Below are 6,310 nucleotides of genomic sequence, written 5' to 3' on the forward strand. Positions count from 1 at the left end.
TACAGCATGGTGTGATGAAAGAAATAAAAAAGAGAGCAAAATTTATTGGAATTTTACTAAAGAAAAAGCCGATAAAAAATTATCAAAATATTATATCTAAAACTATTAGAATTAAATTGTCATGACACTATGCCATTTAATAAACATCATATTCTTTAAAAAATCCTTGTCTTAAATTAAATTCTTTTTTTAATATATCCATATACACTTCATCATAAACTTTATTATTTATAGGATAGGCTTCTCTTCTGTGACCAATCGTTTTAAATCCAAAGCTTTCATACATAGCTATTGCTTTCTCATTGAAATCAATGGCATATAACATGACATTATTTAAATTTAAAATATTGAAAGCAAACTCAAGAAGTAAGTTAGTGGATTCTTTACCATAACCCTTTGATTGGAAAGATTTATCTAATAAAAGACCTAAAGTACCTTTTCCATGGACAAAATCTACATCATACAATAATCCAATCCCAATAGCTTGCTCATCTTCATTAGCGTTTCCTTTTTTTACTATAACCAAGAAAAATTTATCATTACTATTATTATAATCTTCAATATATTCAGCTTGTTTTTCCTCATTAAAAACAATGTGGCTCCTACCAAATGTTAAATTAATTTCATGATCATTTAACCAATCATTATATAAATATAAATCTTCTTTTCGGCTTAAACTTAAAAATATCCTATTTCCATCTAATTTATTAAGATAATGCATGTTAAACCTCTATTTTAGCAATATATTTAGATAATAATAAGTCAGGACGGTAGGTTAATTTTGCTTGTCTTAATCCTTCAATTCCAAGATCTTCTTCACGATTAATAAATTTATAACTTGACCATTGTTTTTCGCAGAATTCTTGATTAATGCAATTATAAATTCCTTCAAAGTTAGTATCAGCTCTTTCACAATGGATAACAACAGTGTCTTTAGTTAGTTCTTCTCCAGTAGATACTCCAGCAATTTTACCATCAACTCTAATAATACATCCTTTAATATCTAATTCAAATAGATTATCAAACATTTCTTCCATAGCTATAATTTCATTTAAATCATTGTTAGAATTTTTAATAATATTTATAGTAAATTCTTTTGCTTCAATTAAATTAGTTGGATTAATCTCTTCATATACATAATCATAGTTTTCTCTAAATTTTTTAAGCCATCTACGTTTATTACGTAATTTAGAACCAGGTAATGTGATCAATTTATTAGAATTATAAATATAATCAAATGAATTTCTGTCTTCTATTAATGTAAAATTATCTAAAGATTTTTCTAAGCATTTTTTCATTTCAGGGAGTAATGGTTTAATGATTAATACATCACTTTCTTTTTTAAAAATTTCTTTTATTAAAGATAAAGAATCTTTAATATCACATCCACCATATGGAAAATGACAAAATGGTTTTTTGCTATCTCTTAATTTGCCTTTTATACATAAACAATCGTTAATTATCGCATATTCGTATTCATAAATTTTTCTCCACATGAAAAGATTAGAAAAATTCTTCTCAGCATTATTGAAATCGGTTTTATTAAAATAATCATCAAATATAGGTTTATCTGATAAAGATATTGGTTTGAAGTGTGTATCGCTCATTTTATCATATCAGTCATTTTTTATTAAATCTAAAGAACCAATGCAAGCTTTATTTAATATTTTAAAGAGTTTTTCTTTTTCAATGTTCATCTTTTCACAAATATAGTTTTCCCATTGGATTTCTTTTTCAATTATATCTTCAACAACATTTCTACCTTTTTCTGTTAAAAATAACTTGTAAGAACGTCTATTATTGTCATCAATTTTTTTAATGATTAATTCTTTATCTTCTAATAGTCTAAGGGATCTAGAGGCTCCACATTTATCAATTCCATAATCTGAAGCTATCTTTCTTTGAATAGAACCTTCATCACGATAAATATGTAAAATCAATTCATATTGATTATAACTAAGGTTTTTTTCTTTTAAATAAGGATTTACAAATGTGTGATGAGATTTATTAAGAATTAAAATATAGGAACTTAAATAATAACTCATATTGTTTTTATCTTTAATTTTTTGCATTTTAAAACTCTGAATTCTGTATTTACTTTATTTTTAGAATAAAGCAAAGCAGAATTAATATATAAATTTCGTAATATATAACTGTTGTCATTGATAACAATTAGCATTGATAACAATTGTTATATATTATAAATTATAAATAATAATGGAGAGTATTAATTAATGCAATCTTAGAATTCCATTAACTTTATCAAAATCTGAATCAAATGATGCTATTTCAGTAATATTTTGTTCTTTCATTATTTGAACAGATAAAGAATCAGCTAGAGATAAAACACCATCATATTTTAAATAAATTTTCATTGCACCTGTTGATCTCTTTTTATTATCATAAAATACATGATAATTTTTAATTAAATGATTATATACAATATTCCCTGCTTTACCCTTTAATAAGCTCCCTATATTAGTTACAGTTTCTGAAATTATTAAGTTAGAAATTACTTTTTTTCTATACATGATTAACTTAGCAACAGCTAATGACTTCTTATGCCACTGATCACTTTCATTGAAGTATGCAGTTAAAAAACTTGAATCTAAAAAAATCATTTTTTACCTCTTTGCACTTGTTTTTTGAGCTTTACTGCATCAGTAGGTTTAGGGGAACTGAATATTCCTGCCATATTCTCAAAACTTAAATCTTCAACAAATTTAAGTTTAACTTCTCCTTTTTCATCCAAATACCATTCAACTAAGTAATCTTCAGTAATATGCAATTTTTCTCTTATTTCCTTAGGAATCACTGTTTGAAATTTGTTATATATTTTTGTTGTAAGAACCATTATTTCATAACCATATTATTTTTCATAATGAAATATTTTTTCATATTACACTATATCATTATTAGCTATTTAAATATTATGCTATACTCTTTTTCATATCATGAAACAAACCTTCAAACTTTTAAAAAAAGTTTTGTCATATGCTATTTCAAAAAATAAGCAATTCAAATTAAGAAATGCTTTTACTAGGATTAAAAATTATAAAAATCAAGTTTTAGATTTAAAAAGAGTTTAATTTCAAAATAAATCTGTTTTATTTGGTAATTTTTTAATTAGAATAGGTTTTTACAAAAATAATTACATGAATATTAATTACAGAATATTAAATAAATATATTATCTTAATATTTATTAGAATATTTAAATAAATATATGAAATGTATAAAAATTAATAAATTAATAAATTACTATAAATAATAATTAAATTATTAAACTAAGAAATATGAAGAAATATAAGTTAAAATTCTAATACTTATTTATAAATTTTATTATAAATTACTATAAAATACTATAAATTATTTGAGTGATAATAAAATGGTCAATGGATTAAAATCATATGGTTCTACTGAACTATTAAATGAATTAAAAGGTAAAAACCCCTTTTTTATATGTGTAATAGCTACAACAGCAACAGCGCAAATACCAAATATTACAGGAGCTGGAGCAACACCAGAGCTTATGGAATATACTCCAGCTGGAGATGTAGAATTAATAGTTCGAGGAGAGCTATTATGCTGTGATATACCACCACAAACGATTATTAATGGTGCTTCAGCTCCAACACCTGCAATGATTACAAAAGCGGTTCTTGAATTAACAAATATTCCTTATTTAATTGTTAATGCAGGATCTAAAATAAAACCAGATGTTCCATATCTACTTGTAAATGACGTTGCTGGAGGAAATATTAAAACAGGTAAGGCTGTTGAAAATCCTGAGAAAATATTTGAAGATTCTAAGCTAATAGCTAAAGAATTATCTAAAACAAGAGATTATTTAGTTATTGGTGAAAGTATTCCTGCTGGAACCACCACAGCATTAGGTGTTTTAACAGCATTAGGTTATGATGCTGACTTTAAAGTAAGTGGAAGTACACCAGAAAACCCACATAATCTTAAAAAACAAACAGTTCTCGAAGGAATAGCTAACTCCAAAATAGCTATTGGAAATGTTGATCCATTTAAATCCGTTGAAGCTGTGGGAGATCCTATGATCCCATCTGTTGCAGGCTTAGTTATTGGAAGTGACATTCCAGTGATTCTTGCAGGAGGTACTCAAATGGCTGCAGTTTGCAGTTTTATAAAAGCAGTAGAACCTGACTTTGACTTTTCAAAGATATGTCTTGGAACAACAACCTTTGTAGCAAGTGATGAAAGTGCAGATTTATTTAATATAGTCTCACAAATTAATGATATAGCTATTCATGTTATTGATCCAGCATTTGAAAAATCAGGACATGTAGGACTTAAAAACTATCTAAAAGGTTTTGTTAAAGAAGGAGTAGGAGCTGGAGGAGCTATGCTTACAGGACTTTTACTTGGATATTCAATAGATGAAATAAGAGAAAAAATAGTAGAAGTTTGTGAGAAATAGCTATATTAACCAATAGAATTGTATTGTTTATTTGAAATTCCTGTGGTTTGTATGGTACTATATCTTTATAAGATAATGAAGATATAATGACTTTTATTAATGATAAATGATATTATTAGAAAAATAAATGTTTAAGTACTAAACATATGGATATATCATCATAAATAAAATGAGGTATTTTATTTTTTTTAGATCCATCTTTAAGCTCAATTAATCCTTCTTTTTCTAAATTTTTAATCTTAGGTTGTATAATTCCTACATCTTTTTCAATCATTCTTGCTAATTGTTTTATTGAATTTGGGTGTTTATTTTTTGTACATATTTATACATCCATAAAGACAATAAGCCAGTGAATACCACTATTGAATAAACATTTATCCGTTCAACTATTCCAAAATATTCATTTGGCAGTATATTCATTAGCATCGCTCCTGTAAATAACAATATTAATGTAGCTAATGAAATAATACCAAAATATTTATATTTTTTTGTTTTAAAAAATCCTATTATAAACAATATTATTGCAGTTATTGTAAAGATCACAACAAAAACCGTTACCACAATATGCATTTGATCCTGGAATGATCCAGCGTATCCAGATTCAGATAATGGGAAAAATGTATAACCTATAAATGAAATAATGGTCATGATAGTGAAAACAAAGGAAGCACTGGTAATAATTCTATTAATTTTTCCTTTATAATATATAAAAAATCCAAAGGAAAATAATACTGTGAATATCCCATAAAACAAGGAAAATAATAATGCTATATTTCTTGATGGAGAACTTAATGCAGTTAAATCGCTTATTGCCTGTGTTAATGGATTATAATTTGGATAAAAGATTTCACCAGTGATTACATGTAGAAAATAAAATATGAGTCCAATTAATCCAAATAAACTAATTATTTTTATTAAATTATTATTTAAATTATTATTCATGAATCTTATTTTTATATAAATTATACTATTTATTATTTTCTATTTTTAGGCTTTTCCCCATCTATTTCATCTATTCATTATCATTCAAGCTATTTTTGTTATAAAATTGAAATCTAAAAAGTGTAAAGTAAAACATCTAAAATATGTAAAGTAAAAAACCTAAAAAGTGTAAAGTAAAACATCTAAAATATGTAAAGTAAAAAACCTAAAAAGTGTAAAGTAAAACATCTAAAATATGTAAAGTAAAACATCTAAAATGAGAAATATGTTATATATAAAAAGAATATCTGAGAAAGAGCTTAAAAGAAAGTTAGATGCCTCTGGAACAGTGCTGATACGAGGTCCTAAATCATGTGGGAAAACAGAATCCGCTAAACAAGTAGCAAACAGTATTTTAAATGTTGACCAAGATGAACAAGTATCTATGATGATGGAAAATGCACCATACCATCTGTTACTTGGTAAAACTCCTAGATTAATTGATGAATGGCAAGAACAGCCAAAACTTTGGAATTATATACGGCATGAAATAGATAATCGAGGTCGTCCAGCACAATTTATATTGACAGGTTCAGCGAATCCTGAAGAAAGCATAAAGATGCACTCTGGAGCAGGACGATTTACCACACTGGATATGAGAACAATGTCATGGCAAGAATTAGGTTTTTCGTCAGGAAAAATCAGTATGAAAAGCTTGTTTGATGGTTCTAAAAGTACTATTAATGTTCTAGACGATCAAATCCAATTAGAATTTATCATTGAAAAAATAATCATTGGTGGATTTCCAGGATTACTTTGGCTGTGCAATAATTAATTTTTCAGTTGATGGATGACAGTGAATTTTCTTAGTTGTGGTTAGATTGTAAATTATTTTTTGTAGTTTTTTTTATTTGTTGTCTATGTTTTTCATTGAATATCTATT

Annotated in this window: 9 protein-coding genes; 2 read left to right on the forward strand and 7 right to left on the reverse strand. The window is 25.8% G+C overall.

From position 1 onward, the window contains the following. Positions 1-136 precede the first annotated feature (136 nt). The 5 genes from MBFIL_RS01925 to MBFIL_RS01945 form a co-directional block, all read right to left on the reverse strand. Positions 137-721, reverse strand: a complete 585-nt coding sequence (locus MBFIL_RS01925) for a GNAT family N-acetyltransferase (protein ID WP_066970968.1) — start codon at positions 719-721, stop codon at positions 137-139. Position 722: 1 nt separating this feature from the next. Further along, positions 723-1,607: a DUF2156 domain-containing protein gene (locus MBFIL_RS01930; RefSeq protein WP_066970970.1), complete on the reverse strand. Its 885-nt coding sequence runs from the start codon at positions 1,605-1,607 to the stop codon at positions 723-725. A 9-nt stretch (positions 1,608-1,616) separates the two neighbouring features. Further along, positions 1,617-2,072 (reverse strand): MarR family winged helix-turn-helix transcriptional regulator, encoded by a 456-nt coding sequence (locus MBFIL_RS01935; RefSeq protein ID WP_066970972.1) that lies wholly within the window; start codon positions 2,070-2,072, stop codon positions 1,617-1,619. Positions 2,073-2,231: 159 nt separating this feature from the next. Next, the gene (locus MBFIL_RS01940) at positions 2,232-2,621 is read right to left on the reverse strand and encodes a type II toxin-antitoxin system VapC family toxin (RefSeq protein ID WP_066970974.1); all 390 of its coding nucleotides are present in this window, start codon (positions 2,619-2,621) and stop codon (positions 2,232-2,234) included. Further along, the gene (locus MBFIL_RS01945; protein ID WP_066970977.1) at positions 2,618-2,854 is read right to left on the reverse strand and encodes an AbrB/MazE/SpoVT family DNA-binding domain-containing protein; all 237 of its coding nucleotides are present in this window, start codon (positions 2,852-2,854) and stop codon (positions 2,618-2,620) included. The genes MBFIL_RS01940 and MBFIL_RS01945 overlap by 4 nt, the downstream gene beginning before the upstream one ends. 533 nt (positions 2,855-3,387) lie before the next feature. Here MBFIL_RS01945 and cobT point away from each other — a divergent pair. Continuing rightward, on the forward strand, positions 3,388-4,446 hold the full coding sequence (cobT, locus tag MBFIL_RS01950) for a nicotinate mononucleotide-dependent phosphoribosyltransferase CobT (protein ID WP_066970979.1): 1,059 nt from the start codon (positions 3,388-3,390) through the stop codon (positions 4,444-4,446). Between the two features lie 115 nt (positions 4,447-4,561). On the opposite strand, the gene MBFIL_RS10445 is transcribed toward cobT, so the two are convergent. Both MBFIL_RS10445 and MBFIL_RS01955 read right to left on the reverse strand, forming a co-directional pair. After that, on the reverse strand, positions 4,562-4,720 hold the full coding sequence (locus MBFIL_RS10445; RefSeq protein ID WP_157078617.1) for a hypothetical protein: 159 nt from the start codon (positions 4,718-4,720) through the stop codon (positions 4,562-4,564). 14 nt (positions 4,721-4,734) lie between these two features. Next, positions 4,735-5,388: a DUF998 domain-containing protein gene (locus tag MBFIL_RS01955; protein WP_066970981.1), complete on the reverse strand. Its 654-nt coding sequence runs from the start codon at positions 5,386-5,388 to the stop codon at positions 4,735-4,737. A 256-nt stretch (positions 5,389-5,644) separates the two neighbouring features. Here MBFIL_RS01955 and MBFIL_RS01960 point away from each other — a divergent pair, with 256 nt between their 5' ends. After that, positions 5,645-6,202, forward strand: a complete 558-nt coding sequence (locus tag MBFIL_RS01960) for an AAA family ATPase (RefSeq protein ID WP_084266259.1) — start codon at positions 5,645-5,647, stop codon at positions 6,200-6,202. Positions 6,203-6,310: the final 108 nt, after the last annotated feature.

This window comes from Methanobrevibacter filiformis, from assembly GCF_001639265.1.
GTDB lineage: Archaea > Methanobacteriota > Methanobacteria > Methanobacteriales > Methanobacteriaceae > Methanacia > Methanacia filiformis.

Bases quoted from the DNA above. Each gene is read 5' to 3' on its own strand.
- MBFIL_RS01925 (WP_066970968.1), bottom strand. From the start codon at position 721: ATGCATTATCTTAATAAATTAGATGGAAATAGGATATTTTTAAGTTTA.
- MBFIL_RS01930 (WP_066970970.1), bottom strand. From the start codon at position 1,607: ATGAGCGATACACACTTCAAACCAATATCTTTATCAGATAAACCTATA.
- MBFIL_RS01935 (WP_066970972.1), bottom strand. From the start codon at position 2,072: ATGCAAAAAATTAAAGATAAAAACAATATGAGTTATTATTTAAGTTCC.
- MBFIL_RS01940 (WP_066970974.1), bottom strand. From the start codon at position 2,621: ATGATTTTTTTAGATTCAAGTTTTTTAACTGCATACTTCAATGAAAGT.
- MBFIL_RS01945 (WP_066970977.1), bottom strand. From the start codon at position 2,854: ATGGTTCTTACAACAAAAATATATAACAAATTTCAAACAGTGATTCCT.
- cobT (WP_066970979.1), top strand. From the start codon at position 3,388: ATGGTCAATGGATTAAAATCATATGGTTCTACTGAACTATTAAATGAA.
- MBFIL_RS10445 (WP_157078617.1), bottom strand. From the start codon at position 4,720: ATGATTGAAAAAGATGTAGGAATTATACAACCTAAGATTAAAAATTTA.
- MBFIL_RS01955 (WP_066970981.1), bottom strand. From the start codon at position 5,388: ATGAATAATAATTTAAATAATAATTTAATAAAAATAATTAGTTTATTT.
- MBFIL_RS01960 (WP_084266259.1), top strand. From the start codon at position 5,645: ATGAGAAATATGTTATATATAAAAAGAATATCTGAGAAAGAGCTTAAA.